We start from the raw sequence: 20,930 nt of genomic DNA, 5'->3' as shown, positions 1-20,930 counted from the left end.
TCAGGCGGCCTTGGTCGCCTTCTTCGCCGCTTTCTTGGCGGTGGCCTTCTTGGCGGGCTTCTTGGTCGCCTTCTTCGCCGCTTTCTTGGTGGCTTTCTTGGCGGCCTTCTTGGCCGGCGCCTTCTTCGGCGCGGCTTCGGCGGCGGCGTCCTTCTTCACGGCCTTCTTGGTCGCCTTCTTCGCGACCTTCTTGCCGAAGCGGCCGCCCTTGCGCACCGGCTTGCCCTCGGCCAGCAGCGCCACGCACTCGTCCTGGGTCAGGCTGGCGGGATCGCGGTCCTTGGGGATCTTGCCGTTCTTCTCGCCGTCGGTGATGTACGGGCCGTAGCGACCGTTGAGCACCTGGATCTCGGTGCCCGGGAACACCTTGATGGTGCGGTTGGCGATCATCTCGAGCTTGGCGCGCACCAGCTCCACCGCGGACTCGAAGTCGATCGTGTACGGATCGTCGGTCTTGCCCAGCGAGGCGTAGGTGTCGCCCAACTTCACGAACGGCCCGAAGCGGCCGATGGCGACCGTGACGTCCTTGCCTTCGTGCTGGCCCAGGCTGCGCGGCAGGTTGAACAGCGGCAGCGCCTCCTCCAGCGTGATGGTGTGCATGCTGGTGCCCGGCCGCAGCGACGCGAACTTGGGCTTGTCCTCGTCCTCGGCGGTGCCGATCTGCGCGAACGGCCCGTATCGGCCCAGGCGCACCGACACCGGCTTGCCCGACTTCGGGTCGACGCCGAGCACGCGCGAGCCCGTGGCCTCCGAGCGGTCGACCGACTCGCTCTTCTCGTCGATGGTCGCCTTGAACGGCTTCCAGAAGCGCTCGAGCAGCGGCACCCAGGCCGCTTCGCCCGCCGCCACCGAATCGAGCTCGTCCTCGAGCTTGGCGGTGAAGTCGTAGTCCACGTACTGCATGAAGTGGCCGGTGAGGAACTTGGCCACCGCGCGGCCGACGTCGCTGGGACGGAAGCGGCGGTTGTCGAGGTAGACGTATTCGCGGTTCTGCAGCACCTGGATGATGCTGGCGTAGGTGGACGGCCGGCCGATGCCGTACTCCTCCAGCGTCTTCACCAGCGAGGCTTCCGAGAAGCGCGGCGGCGGCTCGGTGAAATGCTGGTCGGTGTGGATGCTGCCCAGCGGCACGGCCTGGCCGGTCTTCATCGGCGGCAGCTTGCGGCCTTCGTCATCGTCCTCGGCCGACTTGGCGTCCTTGCCTTCCTCGTAAACGGCCAGGAAGCCCGGGTCGATCACGGTGGTGCCGCTGGCGCGGAAGCTGTGTTCGCTGCCGGCGGCCAGTTCGACCGACACGGTGTTCATGGTGGCCGGCACCATCTGCGAGGCGACGGTGCGCTTCCAGATCAGCTCGTACAGGCGGCGGCCGTCGTCGTCGAGGTACTTGGCGATCGACGCCGGCGTGCGCAGGGCGGACGTGGGGCGGATGGCCTCGTGCGCTTCCTGGGCGTTCTTGGACTTGGACTTGTACTCGTTGGGCTTGTCCGGCACCGCCTGGGTGCCGAAATCGCGGGCGATGACGTCGCGGATCTCGACCACGGCGTCCACCGACAGGTTCACCGAGTCGGTACGCATGTAGCTGATCAGGCCGACCGAGCCTTCCTCGCCGATCGACACGCCCTCGTACAGCTTCTGCGCCACGCGCATGGTGCGCGAGGTGGTGAAGCCGAGCTTGCGTGCGGCCTCCTGCTGCAGGGTCGAGGTGATGAACGGCGGCGACGGCCGGCGCTTGCGCTCCTTGCTGACCACGTCGGTGACGCGCAGGGCGTCGCCGGCGGCCTTGACCAGGCGCGCGCGCGCCGCCTCGGCGGCGGCGGACTCGGTGAGGGTGAACTGCTCGAACTTCTGCCCGTCCAGCTTGACCAGGCGCGCGGTGAAGGACTGCTGCGGGTGGTTGAGCTCGGCCTCCATCGACCAGTACTCGCGCGGCACGAAGGCTTCGATCTCCTCCTCGCGCTCGACGATCATGCGCAGCGCCGGCGACTGCACGCGGCCGGCGGACAGGCCGCGCTGCACCTTGCGCCACAGCACCGGGGACAGGTTGAAGCCGACCAGGTAGTCCAGCGCGCGGCGCGCCTGCTGGGCGTCGACCAGGTCGCCGGCGACCTGGCGGGGGTGTTCCACCGCCGCCTTGATCGCCTTGGGCGTGATCTCGGTGAACACGACCCGGTGCAGGTCGCGGCCCTTGAGCAGGCCGCGCTCCTTGAGGATCTCGGAGATGTGCCAGCTGATGGCCTCCCCCTCGCGATCCGGGTCGGTGGCCAGGTAGATGGCTTCGGCGCCCTTGGCGGCCTTGGCGATGGCTTCGACGTGCTTCTCGTTCTTCTCGATCAGCTCGTAGCGCATGGCGAAGCCGTGGTCGGGGTCGACCGCGCCCTCCTTCGGCACCAGGTCGCGGACATGGCCGTACGAGGCCAGGACGTGGAAGTCCTTGCCCAGGTACTTGTTGATCGTCTTGGCCTTGGCGGGCGACTCGACGATGAGGAGGTTCTTGGCCATGGCCGGGGGTTTGCTCCGCTGGGGCGCGCTTCGGGGCGCCCAGATGGCGCGGCCCGCGGGGGTCGCGGGCCGGGGGTCTTCTTTTTCATTAAGGCACCACCCCGGCGGCCACTGTCAAGCCGGGCCGGCGGGGGCGGGGTGGCCGGGGCCCGGGCGGGACCCCAGCCGGGGGCGGGTTACTGGCAGCCGGTCGGGGCGTACCGGGAGGAGTCCAGGTCGGTGCTGCAGGTCACGTTGCCGGTCTCGTCCAGGGTCAGGTACAGGCGCCGGCCGGCGAGGGAAGGGTGGCTGTGCAGGCCGTCCAGCGGCACCTCGATCACGCAGCGGGACGCGTCCAGGGCCACCAGTTCGACCTCCAGCGGGCCGCTGGCGGTGCTGGGGCGGGGCACGCCCAGTTCCTCGAGCGAGGTCGGGCAGCGGCCGTGGGTCTGCTGGTACTCGGCGACCGGCAGCATCACGGCGCGGACCTGCGAATAGGCCATCGTCAGCTTGGAGCGGACGACGTAGTCCTGGTAGGCCGGCAGCGCGATGGCCGCGAGGATGGCCATCATGATCAGCCCGCCCACGCCCACCACCAGGCCGATCACCAGGCAGCCGGTGTTGCTTTTCCTGGGCGCCATCCCGGGCAGGGACGGCGCGGCGACGGCGGCCGGCCCCATCGCCGGCGGGCCCATGCCCAGCTCGTCGCGGAACTGGCGCAGGGGCGCCCACTGGGCCAGGCCCTCGCGCCAGACCAGGCTGTCGTCGTTGACCTGGCCGGCCGCGAAGGCGGCGGCCACGGCCTCGGCCTCCACCGGACCCTGGCGATTGCGGGCGTTGTCCACGTAGAACCAGGTGCTCATGCGTCTACCCCTTGCCGCGCGGCGGCCTTCCCCATTGAAAACGCCCGGCCGGGGCCGGGCGCCGTGTCCGCCAAGGCCGGCGCTAGTGCACCGGCTCGGGCTCGTCCTCGAACATCTGGCTTTCCATCCACGCGTAGGCGGCTTCCGAGCCCGGCTGGTTGAACAGCACCATCAGCACGACCCACTTCAGGTCGTCCACGTCCACTTCGTCCTGGTCCAGCGCCATCACGCGGTCGAGCACCAGCTCGCGCTGGTCGGCGTCGATGACGCCGCTCTGCTCGAGGAACATCAGGAAGCCGCGGCACTCGATGTCCAGCCGGTCCAGCTCGGGCTCGGCGTAGACGCGGACCGGCGTGTCGAGTCGCGCGGCGGTCGACGCCGGGCGCTGGCGGGCGAGTTCGTCCAGCCAGTCGAAGGCCTTGTTGATTTCCGCGGGGCTGAAGCCGGCCTGGATCAGGCCGTTCTGGAGCGAATCACGGTCCCGGACGGCGTCGGGGTCGTCGTAGAAGTAGTGCTCGAACAGGTACAGCAGGACGTCCAGTATGGTCTCTTTCATTACCCTCAGCCTGCGCCCGGGGCGCGTTGGGAAGGTCAGGGGCGGCGGGCATAGCGACCGTTGTCGACGACCACGCGCCCTTCCAACTCCATGACCAGCAGCATGGAGGACAGGGCGGCCACCGTCAATCCTGTCCGCTCGACCAGGGAATCCATGCCGGTAGGGTCGTGGCCAAGCGCGGACCACAGCCGGTTGTGGTCGTCGTCGCCGGTTTCCTGTCGCTGCGCTGACCGCCGGACCGGCTCGGACGGGGCTGCCTGGAGGCGCCCGCGGAGCGAATCGGCGAGGCTGGCGGCCAGGGGCGCGAGGGCCTCGATCACCTCCCGGGGCGACTCGACCAAGGCGGCGCCTTCCCGGATCAGGCGGTGGCAGCCGCGGGCGGTGGGATTGTCGATGGAGCCGGGCAGGGCGAAGACCTCGCGGCCGGCCTCGGCGGCCAGGCGGGCGCTGATGAGGGCGCCCGAGCGCAGCGCCGCCTCGATCACCACGGTGCCCAGGCTGAGGCCGGCGATGATGCGGTTGCGGCTGGGGAAATGGCTGGCCAGCGCGTCGGTGCCGGGCGGGTGCTCGCTGACCACGGCGCCGGCGGCGGCGATCCGCGCCATCAGGGCGGCGTTGCCGGCGGGATAGCAGGTATCGAGCCCGGTGCCGACCACCGCCACCGTCTGGCCGCGCGCCAGGGCGGCTTCGTGGGCGGCGGTATCGATGCCTTCGGCCAGGCCACTGGTGACCGCCCAGCCCGCGCCGGCCAGGGCGGCGGCGAAGCGGCGGGCCCGGTCGCGACCGCCGGCACTGGGCCGGCGGCTGCCGACGACGGCCACCTGGGGATGCCACAGCCGGCCCGGGTCGCCGGCCACGAACAGGATGGCCGGCGGGGCCGCCGAGCGGCGCAGCAGCGCCGGATAGTCGGGGTCCTGCCAACCCAGCAGGTGATGGCCGGGGGCCGCGGCCCATCCGCGATCGGCCGCCTGTCGGGCCGGATCCGGACGGCACAGCGCCTGCCGCTGCTCGGCCGAGAGCGCCAGGCCGGCGCCATGGCGGGCCGCGTCCAGCGCCGCCACGGGGTCGGGCTGGCTGTCGAGCAGGCTGCGCAGCAGGGCGCCGGGCAGGCCGGCGCGGGCGAGGATCAGGAGGGCGTGGTCGGGTTCCAAGGCCCCGACAGCATCGCGGCGCCCGAAGGCGCCGCGATGTAGGAACTATGCGAGTCGTGCCGTCTTATTCGGACGCGTCCGGATGCTTGAGCACGTCGCCCTGGGTGATCGGGCGGATACCGTCCATCACCAGCGCGTAGCTGACCTTGTCGAACGTGCGGAACACCATCAGGTGACCCAGGAAGTCATCCGGCATCTGGACGCGGTCGCCGCGGGCGGCCATCGCGTTGCGATGGGCCGTCGTGTCCGGGCGCAGGGCGCCCTCGCTCCACACCGAGAAGGTGTGGCCGTTGCGGATGCCGTCGCGGGCGCCGACCGACAGGGCGACGACGTAGCGCGGGCCGGCGCCCATGCCGTCGGCGACCGCCAGGATGCGGGCATTGTCCGGGATGCTGTCCGGCGCGCGCGGCATGAACTGCAGGTCGTAGGGCTGCGCTTCCGGCGCCAGCACGCGATCACCGACGCGGATCTCGCGGCCTTCGTCGCGCAGCAGGACCACGGCGACGTCACCCTGGACCCGGGTCACTTCACCGCTGGCGTGCAGCTGCAGCTCGTGGCCGAGGGTCTCGCCGGTGGCTTCGCCGAAGCCCATCGGGGTCGACCAGTGGCCGTGGCCGCGGTCGCCGCGCTCGTCGAGACGCGAGAAGCCCGGGATGCGCTTGCCCTTGCCGCCGCCGAAGACGTTGATCGGACGGGCGAGGTCGACCAGCTGGCCCGGACGGGCGCCCTGCAGGCCGCGGACGTAGACGAGCTGGCCAGCGGCCGAGCGCAGGCGGTCTTCCTCGAGGCCGACCACGTGCGGCAGCGACTTGACGTCGTCCAGCACCGTGAACTGCTTCAGGAAGGGCTCGATCTCGGCCAGCGGGATGGTGTCGACCGCCTCGCCGATGCGCGGGCCCTCGGCCTGCACGACGGGCTTGCCGTCGATGTAGACCAGGCTGAGCACGTCACCCGGGTAGATCAGGTGCGGGTTCTTGACCTGCGGATTGGCCTGCCAGATCTCGGGCCACAGCCAGGGCTTCTTGAGGAAGCGACCGGCAATGTCCCAAAGGGTGTCGCCCTTTTTGACCGTGTAGGTAGTCGGATGACCGCCGGCAAGCTCCGCCGCGACAGCGGCAGTGGCGATGGTGAGCAACATGGCAGCAGTAACTGCAAGAAGCCGTTTAAGCATGGCGGCTATCCACCTGATTTTCCCCGGACAGGTTGGGCGACTATAGCCCAAATACCGTCCATGAATGCAAGCCCACCCGGGCTATAATGACCGCCCGGCCCTTGAGGTCGGATCCCGTCCTCCCTATCTCACAGTACATGGCCAAGCTCCCGATCCTCGAATTCCCCGATCCGCGCCTGAGAACGGTCGCCAAACCGGTCGCGCAGGTCGATGACGCCATCCGTCGCCTGGTCGACGACATGTTCGAGACCATGTATGACGCGCCCGGCATCGGCCTGGCCGCGACCCAGGTCGATGTCCACCTGCGCCTGCTGGTATTGGACGTAAGCGAGGACAAAAGCAGGCCAATGGTCTTCATCAACCCCGAGATCCTCGCGTCCCAGGGCAGCCAGGTGTACCAGGAGGGCTGCCTGTCGGTCCCGGGCATCTATGCCGATGTGTCCCGCGCCGACCAGGTGCGGGTCCGGGCCCTGGATCGCGACGGCCAGGCCTTCGAGATCGAGGCGGACGGCCTGCTGGCGGTCTGCATCCAGCACGAGATGGACCACCTGGCCGGCAAGGTCTTCGTCGACTACCTCTCGCCGCTCAAGCGCGAGCAGGTTCGCAAGAAGCTGGCCAAGCAGCAGCGCGCCGGCGCCGCCTGAGGTGGCCCTGCGCATCGTTTTCGCCGGCACCCCCGGCTTCGCGGTGCCCTGCCTGCGCGCCGCCGCCGGCCGCGACGAGGTGGTGGCGGTCTACACCCAGCCCGATCGCCCGGCCGGACGCGGCCGCCAGCCGACCGCCTCGCCGGTCAAGGTCGAGGCGCTGGCCCGCGGCCTGCCCGTGTACCAGCCCGAGAACTTCAAGACCGCCGCCGCGCGCGAGCAGCTGCGCGCGCTGCAGCCGGACCTGATGGTGGTGGTGGCCTACGGCCTGATCCTGCCGCAGTCCGTGCTCGACATCCCGCGCCTGGGCTGCTGGAACGTGCACGCCTCCCTGCTGCCGCGCTGGCGCGGCGCCGCGCCGATCCAGCGCGCGCTGGAAGCCGGCGACACCGAGACCGGCGTGTGCCTGATGCAGATGGAAAAGGGCCTCGATACCGGCCCGGTGCTGCTGTCGCTGTCGACGCCGATCAGCGCCGAGGACACCGGCGGCACCCTGCACGATCGCCTGGCCGCGCTCGGCGCCGAAGTGCTGGGCGACGGCCTGAAGCTGCTGCGCGCCGGCATGCGCCCGATCCCGCAGCCGCAGCCGGTCGAAGGCGTCACCTACGCCCACAAGCTCGACAAGGCCGAGGCCCGGCTGGACTGGTCGCGGCCGGCCCGCGAGCTGGCCAACCGCGTGCGCGCCTTCGATCCCTGGCCGGTGGCCGAGGCTGAACTCGCCGGCGAGCGCGTGCGCATCCATGCGGCCAGCGCGCGCGAGCTGGCGCACGCGGCGGCGCCGGGCACGGTGCTGGCCGCCGGCCGCGACGGCATCGACATCGCCTGCGGCGACGGCGCCCTGCGCCTGCTGCGGGTACAGCGCGAAGGCGGCCGGCCGATGGCGGCCGCCGATTACCTCAACGCCCGCCCGGCGCTGCGCACGCCATGAATTCCCCCGCCGGCGCCGCCCTGCGCGCCCGCGCCGCCCGCGTGCTGGCGGCCGTGCTGGGCGAGGGCCGGTCGCTCAAGGCCATGCTGGGCCAGGCGCTGCCCAACGTCGCCGATCCGCGCGACCGCGCCCTGCTCGAAGCGATCTGCTTCGGCGTGCTGCGCCATCGCCGTCGCTACGATTACGCCCTGTCGCAGTGGCTGGCCAAGCCGCTGGCGGCGCGCGACTTCCCCGTGCACTGCCTGCTGCTGGCCGGCCTGGCCCAGCTCGATGCGCTGGGGCTGCCGGCGCATGCCGCGGTCGGCGCCACCGCCGAGGCCACCCGCGAACTGGGCCGCCCGCCGCTGGTGGGCCTGGTCAATGCGCTGCTGCGCCGCGCCAGCCGCGAGCCGCTGCCGGCCAGCCGCGACCCGGCCATCGCCAGCAGCCATCCGGACTGGCTGGTCGCCGCGCTCCGCGCCGACTGGCCCGCCGACGCCGAGGCCGTGCTGGCCGCCAACAACCGCCCCGCGCCGATGTGGCTGCGGGTGAACCCGGGGCAGCTGGGCATCGACCGCCTGATGCGTTCGCTGCGCGAAGACGGCCTGTCGGCCGCGACCCTGCCGCTGCTGCCCAACGCCGCGCGGGTGGACGATCCGATCCCGGTCGAACGACTGCCGTTCTGGCACACCGGCGCGCTGAGCGTGCAGGACGGCGCCGCCCAGCTGGCCGTGCTGGCGCTGGCGCCCTCCCCGGACGAACGCGTGCTGGACGCCTGCGCGGCGCCGGGCGGCAAATCGGCCCAGATCGCCGAGCGGCTGTTCGCCGGCGACGGCGAGCTGACCGCGCTGGACATCGAGGCGCGCCGGCTCGAGCGCGTGACCGAGACCCTGCAGCGACAAGGCCTGGACTCGCCGCGCGTGCACGTGAAGGTCGCTGACGCGGCGGTGCCCGAGGCCTGGTGGGACGGCCGCGCGTTCGACGCGATCCTGCTCGATGCGCCCTGTTCGGCCACCGGCATCATCCGCCGCCAGCCCGACATCAAATGGCATCGCCGCGCCGACGACATCCCGGCGCTGGTGGCGCAGCAGGCGCGCCTGCTCGAGGCGCTCTGGCCGCTGCTGCGGCCGGGCGGGCGGCTGCTGTACGCGACCTGCTCGGTGCTGGTCGCCGAGAATGCCGGCCAGGTCGACCACTTCCTGGCGGCACACCCGGACGCTGCCGCGCGGCCGCTGGACGACCGCTTCGGTCGAGCCAGTGGCGCCGGTCGCCAGCGCTTGCCGGGCGAAGACGGCATGGACGGTTTCTTCTACGCCCTGCTGCAGAAGGCCGGCTAAGGCCGCGCCCGGCCCCGGGCGGTTGACCGCGGCCGTGCCGGGGCACACGGGCGACTGATAGAGTTTTCGCCATGGACAACGCCGCCGATCGTCGCGACACCTGGATCTTCTTCCTGCTGGCCTTCGTGGTGCTGGCGGCGGGCTACGGCCTGCGCGATCCCTGGCCCGCCGACGAGCCGCGATTCGTGCTGGTGGCCAAGCAGATGATCGAGAGCGGGAACTTCCTGTTCCCCCACCGCGGCGCCGAGCTTTATCCCGACAAGCCGCCGCTGTATTTCTGGCTGCTGTCGCTGGTCTACGCGGCGGTCGGCAGCTGGCGCTGGAGCTTCCTGCTGCCTTCGCTGCTGGCGGGCCTGGGCACGCTGGCGCTGGTGCGCGACCTGGCCAGCCGGCTGTGGTCGCCGCGCGCCGGGCTGTGGGCCGCGGCGGCGGTGCTGGTGTGCTTCCAGTTCATCTACCAGGCCAAGCGCGCACAGATCGATCCGACCCTGGTGTTCTTCACCACGCTGTCGCTGTACGGGATCCTGCGGCACCTGCTGCTGGGTCCGGCCTGGCGCTGGCTGTGGTTCGGCGGGTTCGCGGCCGGGCTGGGCGTGATCAGCAAGGGCGTCGGCTTCCTGCCGCTGCTGGCGCTGCTGCCGTTCGCGCTGATGGCGCGGCGCGGCTGGAACGGGCTGGCGCCGCTGGGGCAGGGCAACGGGCTGCGCTGGGCGCTGCTGGTGCCGGCGGTGCTGGCGCCGGTGGTGCTGTGGCTGGGGCCGGTGCTGGTGGTTGCCTTCACCAGCGGCAACCCGGAACACGAGGCCTACCTGCGCAACATCCTGCTCAAGCAGACCGCCGAACGCTACGTCGATCCCTGGCACCACACCGAACCGTTCTGGTACTTCGGCGAGGTGGTGCTGCTGTTCTGGCTGCCGTTCTCGCTGGCCTATCCCTGGCTGCTGGGGCCGTGGCGCGACGCGTGGCGTCAGCGCGACGCGCGCGTCTGGCTGCCGCTGGCCTGGGCCGTGCTGGTGGTGCTGTTCTTCAGCGCCAGCGCCGGCAAGCGCGACATGTACATCCTGCCGGCGCTGCCCGGGCTGGCGCTGGCGGCGGCCCCGTTCCTGGATGCGATCTCGCGTCGCGACGGATTCCGGCGCACCGTGCTGGCCTTCGTGCTGGTCTTTTCCGCGCTGCTTCTGGCGGCAGGCGTGGCGGCGCTGGTGTCCGACCCCGGCTTCGCCCGCAAGCTCGTCGCCGAGCGCGGGCTGGGCGACGAGGCGCGCTGGCTGTGGTGGATGCTGGCCACGGTCGGCACCGTCGGCCTGGCGGCCGGTGCACTGGGCCGCGCGCGGCGCGCGCTGGGCGCCTGCGCCCTGTCGCTGGGGCTGCTGTGGGGCGGCTACGGACTGGTGGTCCACCCGCTGCTGGACGACGAGAATTCGGCGCGCGGCCTGATGGTGCAGGCGCGCGCGCAGGTCGGGCCGGATACCGTCATCGGGCTGGTCGACTGGAAGGAGCAGCAGCTGCTGCAGGCCGTGGGGCCGGTGGCCGAATTCGGCTTCCGGCAGCCGGTGCCGGAGCAGTTCACGCGGGCGCTGGCCTGGCTGCGCGAGGCGCCGGAGGGCCGCCGGCTGCTGGTCCAGCGCAGCGAGATGCTGGCCTGCGCGGACTTCGACGCGGCCCATCGCCTGGGCACCGCCAATCGCCGCGACTGGTGGCTGCTCGATGCCGCCGAAGTGGCCGGCTGCCCCTGAAGCGGGCCACCCGCGCCGGCCGCGGGTACACTAGCGCCGTCCGGCCTGGCCGGACGCGTTTCCTGCCCCATTCGAAGACAAGGCCACGGCGTCAATGAAGATCCTCATCCTCGGTGCCGGGCAGGTCGGCAGTTCGGTGGCTTCCTCGCTGGCCTCCGAGAACAACGACATCACCGTCGTCGACACCGACCACGCGCGCCTGCGCGAGCTGGCCGAGAAGCTCGACATCCGCACCGTCGTCGGCCACGCCTCGCTGCCCAACGTGCTGTCGCAGGCGGGCGCCGACGAGGCCGAGCTGCTGGTGGCCGTCACCTCCAGCGACGAAGTGAACCTGATCGCCTGCCAGGTCGCCCAGCACCAGTTCCGCACGCCCACCCGGGTCGCGCGCCTGCGCGAGGCGCAGTACCTGGACGTGGCTTCGCTGGCCGATCCCGAGCATTCCGCGGTCAGCGCCGCGATCAGCCCGGAACAGCTGGTCTGCCGCCACGTCGAGCGCCTGATCGAGTATCCCGGCGCCCTGCAGGTGCTCGACTTCGCCGACGGCCGCGCCCAGCTGGTGGCGGTGCGCGCCGTGCCCGGCGGCGCCCTGGTCGGGCACGAGATCCGCGAGCTGCGCGAACACCTGCCCACCGGCGTCGACGCCCGCGTCGCGGCCATCTTCCGCAACGGCAAGCCGGTCAAGCCCGAGGGCAACACCGTGATCGAGGTCGACGACGAGGTGTTCTTCCTCGCCGACCGCAAGAACATCCTCACCGTGATGAGCGAGCTGCGCCGGGTCGACCCGCGCCCGGCGCGCCGCCTGCTGATCGCCGGCGGCGGCAACATCGGCCGCAACCTGGCCCGCAGCCTGGAGTCGCGCTATTCGGTGAAGGTGCTCGAGCGCTCGAAGGAACGCGCACGCGGCATCGCCGAGGACCTGCTGAACTCGATCGTGCTGGTCGGCGACTGCGCCGACGAGGACCTGCTGCGCGAGGAGAACATCGACCAGACCGACGTCTACTGCGCAATGACCAACGACGACGAGGCCAACATCCTCTCGGCGATGCTGGCCAAGCGCATGGGCTGCCCGCGGGTGATCTCTCTGATCAACCGGCCGTCCTACGCCGAACTCGTGGAGGGCGGCAGCATCGACATCGCCGTCAGCCCGCAGCTGGTGACGCTGGGCGCGCTGCTGGCGCACATCCGCGAAGGCGCGCCGGCCCGGGTGTACTCGCTGCGCCGCGGCGCCGCCGAGGCGATCGAAGCCGTGGTGCGCGGCGATCGCCGCACCTCGCAGGTCATCGGCCGCGGCCTGGACGAGCTCGAGCTGCCGCCGGCCACCACCATCGGCGGCCTGGTGCGCGGCGACAAGCTGCTGATCGCCCACCACGACGTGGTGATCGAGCCCGGCGACCACGTCATCCTGTTCGTGATGGACAAGCGCGAGATCGCGCAGGTCAGCGCGCTGTTCCAGACCGGGGCGACCTGGCTGTGATGAGCCAGCGTTTCCGCGCCATCCAGCGCATCATCGGCGTGATCATCGTGATGTCGTCGCTGACCAAGCTGCCGCCGGCGTTCCTGGCGCTGGCCTGGGGCGAGCAGGGCACGCCGCAGGTGTTCTTCGGCAGCTTCATGGTCAGCCTGCTGATCGGCGTCGGGCTGTGGGTGCCGGTGCGCAACGTCAATTACGACATGCGCCTGCGCGACGGCTTCCTGATCGTCACCATGACCTGGGTCTTCGCCAGCCTGGTGTCGGCGCTGCCGTTCGTGCACGGCCCGCCCTACCTCAGCTACACCGACGCCATCTTCGAGGCCACCTCGGGCCTGACCACCACCGGCGCCACCGTCATCGTCGGGCTGGACGACCTGCCCGCGAGCGTGCAGTTCTACCGCCAGCTGCTGCAGTTCCTGGGCGGCATGGGCATCGTGATCCTGGCGGTGGCGATCCTGCCGATGCTCAAGATCGGCGGCACCCAGCTGTTCCGCGCCGAGAGCACGGGCCCGACCAAGGACACCAAGCTGACGCCGCGCATCGCCGAGACCGCGAAGGCGCTGTGGGCGGTGTACTTCGGCCTCACCGTGCTGTGCGCGATCTCGTTCTGGTTCGGCGGCATGACCGTGTTCGAGGCCGTCTGCCACGCGATGTCGACCGTCAGCACCGGCGGCTTCTCGACCTATGACGCGGCCTTCGGCGTCTGGAACAGCCCGATCCTCGAGTGGACCGCGGTCGCCTTCATGCTGTTGGGCGGCGTCAACTTCGGCCTGCACTTCGTGGCCTGGCGGCGTGCGTCGGTGGCGGTGTATTCCACCGACTCCGAGCTGCGTTCCTTCATCCGCATCGTCATCGGCGCCAGCGTGCTGGTGACCCTGATGATCTGGTTCGGCGGCGACTACGCGCACCTGGGCGAAGCCTTCCGCTTCGCCACCTTCCAGGTCGTGTCCAGCATCACCACCACTGGCTTCGCGGTGTCGGGCTTCGACCAGTGGTCGGGCGCGGCGCCGCTGATCGTGATCGGCGTGGCCTTCATCGGCGGCTGCTCGGGCTCCACCGTCGGCGGCCTGAAGGTGGCGCGCGTGGTGATGGTGGTGCGCCAGGGCTACCGCGAGATCAAGCAGCTGGTGCACCCCAAGGCGCAGTTCCTGGTGAAGATGGGCGGGCGCCGGGTATCCGAAAGCGTGGTGCTGTCGGTGAGCGGCTTCATCGCGATCTGGATGCTGTGCTTCGTGCTGCTGATGGTGGGCATGAACCTGGCCGGCCTGGACATCACGTCCTCGTTCGGCGCCGTGGTCGCCACCATGACCAACCTCGGCCCGGGCCTGGGTTCGGTGGCCAGCAACTTCGCAGACGTCAGCGACGGCGCCGTGTGGCTGGGCACCCTGGCCATGATCCTGGGGCGGCTCGAAGTGTTTTCGCTGCTCGTGCTGCTTACGCCGGCATTCTGGCGGGAGTAGCGGCGGCGTCCATCGCCGCCGCCAGCTGGTCGCGCAGCGCCCGCGCCTCGGCCTCGGGCAGGTAGCGCACCCGCAGCGGCGGTTCGAACGGGCTGGCGCCGACCGTGTCCATCAGCAGGCTGGCCATGCCGTGGCGCCGGTCGAAGGGCGACTGGGCCAGGCGCAGCGACTGCAGCTTGCGCACTTCGGCGAAGCGCCAGGACTTGTCCAGCCAGCCCTCGCGCACCGCCACCAGGCCGCCCTCGAGGCTGTAGGCGGCGTACCGGGCCCAGACCACCGCGCGCAGCGCGAACACCGGCAGCAGCGCCAGCGCCAACAGGCCCCAGGGCCCATTGAGCCAGGTCAGTCCGCCCGCCAGCGCCAGCGCGAACAGCGCCGGGATCGTGAACTGGCGGCGCCAGGCCTTGGGATGCAGCGGGCGCCACTGCGCCAGTGGCCAGGCGTGGCCGGGCAGCAGGTGGCGGATCAGCGCCACCATCGCCTCGGGCGTGGCCACCGGGGCCAGGTCGCGCAGGGACCGCTGGTCATTGACCGCTTCGATCGAGGCGCTGTCCACGCGCAGCCCCTGCCGTCCCAGCCAGCGGTGGGTCAGGCTTTCGCGCAGGCTCCAGGCCTGGATGCGCGAGCGCGGCATGTTGGCGCGCACGCGGGTGAGCAGGCCGCGCTGGGCGCTGAGCCGGCGCCCGGTCTCGGTGAGGGTGAAGTCGTGGTACTGCAGCAGCGCCAGCACCACCGACAGCAGCCGCAGCGCCACCAGCGCGAACACCAGCATCGCCGCCAGCGCCAGCACGGTCCCGGCCACGCCCAGCGCATAGGCCCGCGACCAGTCGGCGGCGTGGTCGGCGACGTATTCGATGCCGTCGCCGAACATCTCGCCGCCCGACTGCGCGATCACGCCGATGACCGCGGCCACCATCAGCATGCCGCGGTTGGAGATCAGGCCCAGGCGCACCACCTCGGAGGTGGGCAGCGCCAGCAGCGTGTGGGTGGCGGCTTCCGGCGCCGCGTCGCCGGGCAAGGGCGCGCGCGGGGCGTCGCGGCCGTGGCTGCGCACCAGTTCCTCCAGCGCGTGCGCGTCGGCCAGCGACAGTACGCGCATCTCGCCCTCGGCCTTCATGCCGCCGGCGGATTCGAGCCGCACTTCGGCCACCTTGAACACCCGGTGCAGCAGGGTCTGGTGCAGCGCCACGTTGTGGATGCGCTGGAACGGGATGTGCCGCAGGCTCTTCTGCAGTAGCCCGCTGCGGATGACGATGCCTTCCCCGTCGACCCGGAAGCGGTAGGTGAAGTACTGCGCCAGCGACACCAGCACCAGCACGCCGGCGCCGACCAGCCCCCACAGTTCCCAGCTGTTGCCGCGGCCGGTGAAGAGCAGCACCACCAGCGGCAGCGCGAAGCTCTTGAGCTGCTGGATCAGGACGAACAGCCACGACCACGGATGCAGGCGGCGCTCGTCGCCGCCGGCGACCACGCCCTCAGAGGGAGTCGTCATCGCGGTCCGCCTCCGGCAGCAGCGCGTCGCGCAGGGCCAGCGCGTCGGCATCGCGGAGGCCAGGCTGGCGCAGCGCGTGCATGCGGGTGCCGGCGGTGTGCACCACCAGCGTGGCCAGCCCGAAGCGGCGCTCGATCGGGCCGCGCTCGATGTCCAGGTGCTGCACGCGCGAGCGCGGCACCAGCAGCTCGTGCTTCCACACCAGGCCGCGCCGCACCTGCAGGCCGCGGGCGTCGAGCTTCCAGTGCGTGCGGCGCGCACGGGCGCGGCCGATCCAGGCGCCCAGCGCCGCCACCCCCGCGAACAGCAGCAGCGCCGCGCCGATGCGCGCCGGCCAGCCATCGAGCAGGGCGCTGCCGAGCACGCCGGACCCGAGGCAGAACGGGATCGCGACCAGGGCGCCGACCAGGCCCGACACGGTGAGGGCGGCGGGCGGCAGCGGCTGCCAGTCGTCGGGCGTGGTCCAGGCGGCGGGGAGGGGCGTGTCGTCCAAGGGATTCACCTGCATTCAGGACCGTAGGGGTCGATTTCACCGGAGCCGGGTGGCCGCAGCGTGAAGCGTTTGTAGGTCCACTGGTATTGCCTGAAGTCACGCCGGGCGATCGCCTCGACGCCGGCGTTCATCGCGGCGGTCGCGGCGGCGATGTCGGCGCCGCCCAGCGCGGCCTCGGCCGGCGCGAAGTGCAGGTCGAAGCGGCCGTCCTCGCGGCGCTCGGCGAAGGCGAACAGCACCGCCGCGCCGCTGCGCTCGGCCAGGCGTGGGATCAGGCTCAGGGTCAGGGCCTGGCGGCCGAAGAAGGGCGCGAACTCGCCGGCGCCCAGCTTGGGCTGCTGGTCGGGCGTGATGCCGACCACGCCGCCGGCCTTCAGCGCCTTCCACAGTGGCCGCATGGCGTTGCCTTCGGCCGGCACCAGGGTGATGTTCTCGCCGCCGCGGGCCAGGCGCAGGAAGCCGTCGCCGACGCGGCTGTCGGGCACCCGGTAGACGAGGGCGAAGGGGCCGCGCGCGGCCATGAATTCGATCACCAGCTCCAGGTTGCCGTAGTGCGGCGCGGCCAGGACCAGGCCGCGCCCGGCGGCCATCGCCGCCGCCAGGTGCGGCTCGCCCACCACCGAAGCCACCAGGGCGAGGTTGTCGGCACGCGGCCGGGTCCAGATGCGCAGCGTCTCGAAGGCGTTGCGGCCGGTGGCGCGCAGGATGCCGGCGACCGCGGCCTCGCGCGCGGCGGCGTCCAGGCCGGGCTCGACCAGCTCGAGGTTGCGGCGCGCCACCCGCGCCTCGCGCGTGTCGCGCCAGTGCGCGAAGCGGCCCAGGGCATCGCCGAGGCGCTGGTGCAGCGACAGCGGCAGCCGCCCCAGGCACCAGGCGACGGCGAACAGCAGGCGGCTGGCGAGGGAAATCGGCGGCATGGCCGGAGTGTAAGGGATGCCCGGCGGCCGCCGCGCGCCTTAAACTCGCGCCATGATCGCCCTCATCCAGCGCGTCACCGAAGCCCGCGTCCGCGTCGACGACGAAACCGTCGGCGAGATCGGCCCCGGCCTGCTGGCGCTGGTGGCGGTGGAGCCGGGCGACGACGAGGCGCGGATCGGGCGCATGGTCGAGCGCCTGCTGGGCTACCGGGTCTTCGCCGACGACGCCGGCCGCATGAACCGTTCCCTGGCCGACACCGGCGGCGGCCTGCTGCTGGTCAGCCAGTTCACCCTGGCGGCCGACACCTCCCGCGGCATGCGGCCCGGCTTCAGCACCGCGGCCACGCCGGAAGCGGCGCGGACCGGCTTCGAGCGGCTGCTGGCCCTGTGCCGGGCCCGGCATCCGCGGGTTGAAACCGGCCGCTTCGGCGCCCACATGGTGGTCAGCCTGGTCAATGACGGCCCGGTGACCTTCCGACTGCAGTCCTGAGCCCCTCCGGGGCGTTCCGTTTTCCCTAGGTTAATCAAAAGGTTAGCTAAGGGCCGGCGGCTCCTGTATACTGCGCGGTTCCATTTTCCCAGTCGCGGGATGCCTCAATGGCCAACGATCGTCCGGCTCAGCAGTCCGAAATCAAGCAGCTGATCAGCAAGGGCCTCGAGCAGGGTTATCTGACCTATGCCGAGGTCAACGACCACCTGCCCGACGATATCGTCGACGCCGAGCAGCTCGAAGACATCATCGGCATGATCAACGGCATGGGCATCGAGGTGCACGAAGTCGCGCCCGATGCCGAGACGCTGCTGCTCTCCGATTCCTCGTCGCAGCGTGACTCCGACGACACCGCCGCCGAAGAAGCCGCCGCCGCGCTCACCGCGCTCGACAGCGAGGGTGGCCGCACCACCGACCCGGTGCGCATGTACATGCGCGAGATGGGCTCGGTCGAGCTGCTGACCCGCGAGGGCGAGATCGCGATCGCCAAGCGCATCGAGGAGGGCCTGAACCAGGTCCACGCCTCGCTGGCCAGCTTCCCGTGGTCGATCCAGCTGCTGCTCGAGGACTACGACCAGCACCTCGAGGGCAAGAAGCGCCTGAACGAGGTCGTGGTCGGCTTCCTCGACATCGAAGAGCCGGAGGAAGTGATCCCGGTCGCCGCCGTCGAGGAAATCTCCGAGGACGAGGAGACCGACGAGGTCGAGGGCGCCGACGAGGAAGAGACCGTCGTCGACACCGGTCCGGACCCGGCCGAGGTCGGCCGCCGGATGGACACGCTCAAGGGCCTGTACACCAAGTTCCAGAAGACCCACGCCAAGTACGGCGCGACCGACAAGAAGTCGATCAAGGTCCGCGAGGAAATGGCCGCCGAGTTCCTGCGCCTGAAGCTGCCGCTGGCGCTGATGGACGCGTTCGTGCGCAAGCTGCGCGAAGTGGTCAACTCGATCAAGGAACACGAGCGCCGCATCCTCGACATCTGCACCCGCAACGCCAAGATGCCGCGCAAGGACTTCCTGCGCGCCTGGCCGACCAACGAGGTCAACCTGGACTGGGCCGACGACGTCATCCGGCGCAAGCAGAAGTGGTCCTCGGGCATGCGCGAGTACAAGGACCTGATCATCGCCGAGCAGCACAAGCTGGTCGGCATCGAGCAGTCGCTGTGGCTGACCCTCCCGGACATCAAGGAGATCAACCGCGCGATGGCCTACGGCGAGGCCAAGGCCCGCAAGGCCAAGAAGGAAATGGTCGAGGCCAACCTGCGCCTGGTCATCTCCATCGCCAAGAAGTACACCAACCGCGGCCTGCAGTTCCTCGACCTGATCCAGGAAGGCAACATCGGCCTGATGAAGGCCGTGGACAAGTTCGAGTACCGCCGCGGCTACAAGTTCTCCACGTACGCCACCTGGTGGATCCGCCAGGCCATCACCCGCTCGATCGCCGACCAGGCGCGCACCATCCGCATCCCGGTGCACATGATCGAGACGATCAACAAGCTCAACCGCATTTCCCGCCAGATGCTGCAGGAAATGGGCCGTGAACCGACCCCGGAAGAGCTGGCGAAGAAGATGGAGATGCCGGAGGACAAGATCCGCAAGGTGCTCAAGATCGCCAAGGAACCCATCTCGATGGAGACCCCGATCGGCGACGACGAGGATTCGCACCTGGGCGACTTCATCGAGGACACCAGCATCGAGTCCCCGATCGAGGCCACCACCAACCTCGGCCTGATGGAAACCGTGCGCGACGTGCTCGCCGGCCTGACGCCGCGCGAGGCCAAGGTGCTGCGCATGCGCTTCGGCATCGACATGAACACCGACCACACCCTCGAGGAAGTCGGCAAGCAGTTCGACGTCACCCGCGAGCGCATCCGCCAGATCGAAGCCAAGGCCCTGCGCAAGCTGCGCCACCCGACCCGCTCGGAGCAGCTCCGCAGCTTCCTCGACCTCGAGTAAGCGCCTTGCTCCCTCTCCCCTTGCGGGAGAGGGCCGGGGAGAGGGGAGAACGGCCGCGAAAGCGGCCGTTTCCATTTAAGATGCCAACGCCACAGCGGGCCTATAGCTCAATGGTTAGAGCACGGGACTCATAATCCCTTGGTTCCAGGTTCGAGTCCTGGTGGGCCCACCACATTGGCATCCGAGGGTGTCCCGGATTGCGCGATCCATTGAAGTGGAGTTCCCAGCTTTTAGTGGACAGCTGACCGCGTTCCTGGACGCGGTCAGAGAGGAAGGCCGTGCGGGATTCGTCAACACATACTTCTACGAGTCGATCTACGGACCTACGACGGGCTAACGATGAAAACCTACTTCAAGCGCTGGGCCACATTGTTCCTTCAGACAAGCGTTGTACTTGGCGCGCTTGCCTTCGCATTCCAGAGTCCTCACTTTCCGCCTCTTGAGATGATGGCGCTGGGTGCGTTGGGAGTAGTCGTAGTTTCGCTAGCCGCGAGCGCGGTTTCGGCTGCCATATTCGTAGGAGAAGGTAGCAAGAGCCTAGTTGCCTCGGCCATTGGTGCGGCCTTGATTCTTACAGGCCTGCGGTTGATGTGATCCATGCTCGTTCCGCGGGCGGCGGCTGTTGCATTGTTCCACGCGCCCGCGACGACGACACGAACTAGCAAGAGGCGTTTGATCGCTGCGCTTGGTCCAGTCCACTTTCAGCCGCTATAAGAAGCGCTCTGGACCGCCTCCACCCTCGTGCGCAGAACACCGTCTCAAGGGATTTTTGCCGGGTACACTGCCCGGCATGGTCCATGCCCTCGCAACCCCGTGCCGTGTAAGGAGAAACCGCCATCGGTGGCGGAAAACCGCGTCGGGTCGGCAACGCTACAACGACTGCTGCGACGATGACCCGGCCGGGGGTTGGCAGCTTGCGGTGCGCAGGGCAGGTGAGAAGAAGTCGTAGCTCGGCCGGACCATCTCGGGCCCTATGTCGACTCATTCCGGCCGTTGCAGCCCAAAGGAAAGCGAGTAAGAGTGAGAGTAACGCGGAGCATTTCGTCTGATTAAATGCAGCCTAATCAATTGGTTGGGGGTCCTATGTGGTTGCTGGTGGGCACCACCCCGTGCTGCCGCATTCCGGTCATGCAGGCCCGCTAGGCTAGCGGGCTCGATTACAAGGAACTTCCCCATGCCCGCCCCCCTGCGCGCTGTCGCCCTGGCGTCGTCCCTGTCCCTGCTGCTGGCCGCCTGTTCCGATCCGGCGGCCACGCCCGAGGCGGCCCCGGCGCTCGATTCGCCCGCGAGCTCCGCGGCTTCGGTCCCGGCAGCGCCCACCGACGAGGCCGGCCTGCGCCAGGCCGTGCGCGAGGCGATGGCGAGCCAGCGCGTCTACGCGCCGGCCGGCGACAATGCCATCGAGTACTACCTGGCGCTGCGTGCGCTACGCCCGCAGGACGCCGCGATCGGCACGGCGCTGATGGAGCTGCTGCCCTACGCGGTGATCGCCAGCGAGCAGGCCGTCGGCCGCGAGGATTTCGTCGAAGCCCGCCGGCTGCTGGGGCTGATCGAGCGCGCCGACGCCAGCGCCCCGGCGCTCTCGCGCCTGCGCGAAAGCATCACCGCCGCCGAAGCCAACGCCGCGCGGCGCCTGATCGCCGAGGCCGAAGCCGCCAAGCTGCGCGAGGTGCAGGCCGCCGAGCAGGCCGCGGCCACCGAACGCGAACGCCTGCTCGCCGAGCAGCGCGCGCGCGAAACCGCTGCGGTTACCGCTCCGGCGGCCGCGCCGGCGCCCGCCACCCCGCGCCCGCCGGCGGCGACGCCCGT

General features: G+C 70.4%; 17 protein-coding genes, 1 tRNA gene and 1 pseudogene. 11 read left to right on the top strand and 8 right to left on the bottom strand.

From position 1 onward, the window contains the following. The 5 genes from VFQ84_RS12305 to VFQ84_RS12285 all read right to left on the bottom strand — a co-directional run bounded on the left by VFQ84_RS12305 (window position 1) and on the right by VFQ84_RS12285 (window position 6,219). Window positions 1-2,499 carry a DNA topoisomerase I gene (locus VFQ84_RS12305; protein WP_325131929.1) on the bottom strand — a complete coding sequence of 833 codons (2,499 nt, stop codon included), beginning with the start codon at window positions 2,497-2,499 and terminating at the stop codon, window positions 1-3. A 176-nt stretch (window positions 2,500-2,675) separates the two neighbouring features. Beyond that, window positions 2,676-3,341 (bottom strand): GYF domain-containing protein, encoded by a 666-nt coding sequence (locus tag VFQ84_RS12300; RefSeq protein WP_325131928.1) that lies wholly within the window; start codon window positions 3,339-3,341, stop codon window positions 2,676-2,678. An 82-nt stretch (window positions 3,342-3,423) separates the two neighbouring features. Next, a complete protein-coding gene (locus tag VFQ84_RS12295) occupies window positions 3,424-3,897 on the bottom strand; it encodes a DUF494 family protein (protein ID WP_325131927.1) in 474 nt (157 codons plus the stop codon). 35 nt (window positions 3,898-3,932) lie between these two features. Beyond that, a complete protein-coding gene (gene dprA / locus VFQ84_RS12290; RefSeq protein ID WP_325131926.1) occupies window positions 3,933-5,048 on the bottom strand; it encodes a DNA-processing protein DprA in 1,116 nt (371 codons plus the stop codon). A 64-nt stretch (window positions 5,049-5,112) separates the two neighbouring features. After that, the gene (locus VFQ84_RS12285; protein WP_325131925.1) at window positions 5,113-6,219 is read right to left on the bottom strand and encodes a LysM domain-containing protein; all 1,107 of its coding nucleotides are present in this window, start codon (window positions 6,217-6,219) and stop codon (window positions 5,113-5,115) included. Window positions 6,220-6,356: 137 nt separating this feature from the next. On the opposite strand from VFQ84_RS12285, the gene def reads away from it, so the two are divergent. The 6 genes from def to VFQ84_RS12255 all read left to right on the top strand — a co-directional run bounded on the left by def (window position 6,357) and on the right by VFQ84_RS12255 (window position 13,774). After that, entirely contained in the window at window positions 6,357-6,863 is a 507-nt protein-coding gene (gene def / locus VFQ84_RS12280) for a peptide deformylase (RefSeq protein ID WP_325131924.1), read from the top strand. A gap of 7 nt (window positions 6,864-6,870) precedes the next feature. After that, on the top strand, window positions 6,871-7,791 hold the full coding sequence (fmt, locus tag VFQ84_RS12275) for a methionyl-tRNA formyltransferase (RefSeq protein ID WP_325131946.1): 921 nt from the start codon (window positions 6,871-6,873) through the stop codon (window positions 7,789-7,791). After that, window positions 7,788-9,107: a 16S rRNA (cytosine(967)-C(5))-methyltransferase RsmB gene (gene rsmB, locus VFQ84_RS12270; protein ID WP_325131923.1), complete on the top strand. Its 1,320-nt coding sequence runs from the start codon at window positions 7,788-7,790 to the stop codon at window positions 9,105-9,107. Before fmt ends, rsmB begins: the two co-directional genes overlap by 4 nt. A 71-nt stretch (window positions 9,108-9,178) precedes the next feature. After that, window positions 9,179-10,843, top strand: a complete 1,665-nt coding sequence (locus VFQ84_RS12265) for a glycosyltransferase family 39 protein (protein ID WP_325131922.1) — start codon at window positions 9,179-9,181, stop codon at window positions 10,841-10,843. A 94-nt stretch (window positions 10,844-10,937) separates the two neighbouring features. After that, on the top strand, window positions 10,938-12,317 hold the full coding sequence (trkA, locus tag VFQ84_RS12260; protein ID WP_325131921.1) for a Trk system potassium transporter TrkA: 1,380 nt from the start codon (window positions 10,938-10,940) through the stop codon (window positions 12,315-12,317). Continuing rightward, window positions 12,317-13,774 carry a potassium transporter TrkG gene (locus VFQ84_RS12255; RefSeq protein WP_325131920.1) on the top strand — a complete coding sequence of 486 codons (1,458 nt, stop codon included), beginning with the start codon at window positions 12,317-12,319 and terminating at the stop codon, window positions 13,772-13,774. Before trkA ends, VFQ84_RS12255 begins: the two co-directional genes overlap by 1 nt. Here VFQ84_RS12255 and VFQ84_RS12250 read toward each other — a convergent pair. Genes VFQ84_RS12250 through VFQ84_RS12240 form a run of 3 tightly spaced genes read right to left on the bottom strand, consistent with a single transcriptional unit; the run spans window position 13,749 to window position 16,676 of the window. Then, window positions 13,749-15,266: a PH domain-containing protein gene (locus VFQ84_RS12250; protein WP_325131919.1), complete on the bottom strand. Its 1,518-nt coding sequence runs from the start codon at window positions 15,264-15,266 to the stop codon at window positions 13,749-13,751. The two genes, VFQ84_RS12255 and VFQ84_RS12250, sit on opposite strands and share 26 nt — an antisense overlap. Beyond that, complete coding sequence (locus VFQ84_RS12245; protein WP_325131918.1) at window positions 15,250-15,759, bottom strand: PH domain-containing protein; 510 nt, start codon at window positions 15,757-15,759, stop codon at window positions 15,250-15,252. The genes VFQ84_RS12250 and VFQ84_RS12245 overlap by 17 nt, the downstream gene beginning before the upstream one ends. A 5-nt stretch (window positions 15,760-15,764) precedes the next feature. Next, the gene (locus VFQ84_RS12240; protein WP_325131917.1) at window positions 15,765-16,676 is read right to left on the bottom strand and encodes a lipid A biosynthesis lauroyl acyltransferase; all 912 of its coding nucleotides are present in this window, start codon (window positions 16,674-16,676) and stop codon (window positions 15,765-15,767) included. 52 nt (window positions 16,677-16,728) lie between these two features. Between VFQ84_RS12240 and dtd the strand changes: the two genes are divergently transcribed. From dtd to VFQ84_RS12215, 5 genes and pseudogenes are all read left to right on the top strand, one after another. Continuing rightward, the gene (gene dtd / locus VFQ84_RS12235) at window positions 16,729-17,166 is read left to right on the top strand and encodes a D-aminoacyl-tRNA deacylase (protein ID WP_325131916.1); all 438 of its coding nucleotides are present in this window, start codon (window positions 16,729-16,731) and stop codon (window positions 17,164-17,166) included. Between the two features lie 107 nt (window positions 17,167-17,273). After that, window positions 17,274-19,121, top strand: coding sequence for an RNA polymerase sigma factor RpoD (gene rpoD, locus VFQ84_RS12230; protein WP_414637046.1), 1,848 nt, complete (start codon window positions 17,274-17,276; stop codon window positions 19,119-19,121). 96 nt (window positions 19,122-19,217) lie between these two features. After that, a tRNA-Ile gene (locus VFQ84_RS12225) sits at window positions 19,218-19,293 on the top strand. A 167-nt stretch (window positions 19,294-19,460) separates the two neighbouring features. Next, entirely contained in the window at window positions 19,461-19,715 is a 255-nt protein-coding gene (locus VFQ84_RS12220; protein ID WP_325131915.1) for a hypothetical protein, read from the top strand. A gap of 580 nt (window positions 19,716-20,295) precedes the next feature. Further along, window positions 20,296-20,930 (top strand): annotated as a pseudogene (locus tag VFQ84_RS12215) (hypothetical protein); the annotation flags it as partial.

The organism is Arenimonas sp. (assembly GCF_035721105.1).
Taxonomy (GTDB): domain Bacteria; phylum Pseudomonadota; class Gammaproteobacteria; order Xanthomonadales; family Xanthomonadaceae; genus Arenimonas.
This window is presented reverse-complemented; position numbering and strand designations above follow the sequence as displayed.